3 protein-coding genes are annotated in these 1,902 nt (G+C 38.0%); all 3 read right to left on the minus strand.

The genetic code is table 11. The annotated features are described in order from the left end of the window. A partial coding sequence (locus ABZA26_RS14065; protein ID WP_372715120.1) for a hypothetical protein occupies positions 1-769 on the minus strand: 769 nt, incomplete at its 3' end. Positions 770-782: 13 nt separating this feature from the next. Beyond that, a complete protein-coding gene (locus ABZA26_RS14070) occupies positions 783-1,457 on the minus strand; it encodes a Tfp pilus assembly protein FimT/FimU (RefSeq protein ID WP_372715121.1) in 675 nt (224 codons plus the stop codon). Then, positions 1,450-1,902 (minus strand): hypothetical protein (locus ABZA26_RS14075; RefSeq protein ID WP_372715122.1); only part of this gene is annotated, 453 nt, incomplete at its 5' end. The genes ABZA26_RS14070 and ABZA26_RS14075, both read right to left, overlap by 8 nt.

The raw sequence follows: 1,902 nt of genomic DNA on the forward strand, positions 1-1,902 counted from the left end.
CCCCTGCCGTCCCTGTTGCTAGTATCGTCTCTATGTCACTTTTCAGAGTGGAAGCTGTTGTTATATCCTCATCATATTTTTCAGTCCCTGCAGAATCTTTCAGAGTAATATGTGTCAGCCTGTATCCTCCTATACTTACCTTCTTTTCCTCATCGTAAGTAGAACCTGTGCTTTCCCATATTTTTTTTGTTTTCTCAGGTACTCCCCCAGACTGCCAGGATCTCCCCAAAACTCTGTAAATCTCGTCATCTTTCGCTTTATTATAAGTAAATTTTATTTTATCTACATTTTCACTGATCATTATTTTCTGTTTGGAGCTGTCTGTGAGGCTGTAGTCCCAGTATGAATCAAAATACTCTGCGATATTATTTAACTGAATCCCATAATATTTTTCTGTGTATTTACCACTATCATAATCAAAATAAGACTTGTCTTCACTGGGCACCACATAGCTGTCTGTATCATCCTTGCTGGCATCGTGCCCCGGATCGTAGACAAACCCTTTTCTCACAAAGTTTTCAGCCAGATAAAGTTCCTGGTAACCTATACTAGAAGCTATGTCTATATAGTTGCTGACCTTTTCCCCTGTGACCTTGTCTATGGCAGACTCTGATTTTTTTTGTCCTGTATAATATATATTCAAGGCTGTTGCAAAAAAAAATGCAAGGAGCATTATGGAAAGAATAACTGCTGATCCTTTTTTTCTTTTTTTAGCACCCAGACTTTTTTGCCCCGGAACAGAGGCTTTTGAAAATATAGATTTTTTCATAAATACCCCTCCCCTAAAGGCTGTTTATCTCAATTCTGCTCACCACAGAATCCTTCACTCTATCCCTTATTTTACCTTCATACTCCCCTGTATCTATATCTATAAGAAATGTTACTATTCCTTCTCTGTACTGAAAACTGCAGTCCTCCACATTATCCATAAGAGTCTCCCAGCCATCTCCGTCAAAAGTAAATGTATCATTTGGTTCATCAGCCTCTGTGAATTCCTTTGATTCTCTGTACTTTATTTTATCTTTTTCAAACATAAAAAAAGCAAATTTTGAGTCTACAGATTCGGCTGTTGAGTCTGATGGTATTTCTAAAAAGAGAATCGGTCCGCTTTTTTTTTCATCTGTTTCCAATTCTCCGAAAAAATCCTTGGCTTCATAATATGGTTTTGAATCGTAATCTTCATCATCCGGATATTTTTCCTTAAACTTCTTGAAAACTCCCACATACCCTAAGTTACCATTGTATTTTGAAAGGTCCCTGGTGTTTTTTGCACTTCTCACTTTACTCTTCATGAACTTGGTCACAATTGCAAATTCATGATCCACTTTTTTTTGTACCTGGACACGTCTGCTCACCATACCAAGGCTCCGAATAAGGGGAGATGAAAGAAGGAATACTACTGCCAAGACTGCCACTGACACTATTGTCTCTATAACTGTAAACCCTCTTCTATTCATACAAATGCCCCCAGTTCTCCACAGGAGTGAGAACAAAGTTTTGTCCGTACTCCTTTACTGTTCCATTGTTATCTTTTTTGGAAATATATTCCAGGACTACTCTTCCGTATAAGATTTTGTCCCCTATCAGTCCTCCGTCTCCTAAAATATTTTTAGTTGTTACATTGGTGACAGGATTTTTATAACTGTCTTCCTCCATGACAAGATCACTCTTGTTTATCACTATACTCAATTTTGCCCCTTCAAGATCCAGTCCGCGACTCTCTAGTAAAAACAGGGCATCAGCTTCATTAGATTTTTCATTATAAATCTTCCCCCAGAAATCTGTTTCAAAACCTGGACTTGATTTCACAGTATCCACCACATAAGAGGCTTCTGCATCTTCATATGTCAGAGAATATTCCTTATCCAAAGAAGTTACTCCGCTCAAAACATAGTCAGATAC

Source organism: Ilyobacter sp. (assembly GCF_041583315.1).
Classification (GTDB): Bacteria; Fusobacteriota; Fusobacteriia; order Fusobacteriales; family Fusobacteriaceae; genus Ilyobacter.

Excerpts from the sequence above, each read along its gene's own strand:
- ABZA26_RS14070 (WP_372715121.1), bottom strand. The coding sequence starts at position 1,457 with ATGAATAGAAGAGGGTTTACAGTTATAGAGACAATAGTGTCAGTGGCA.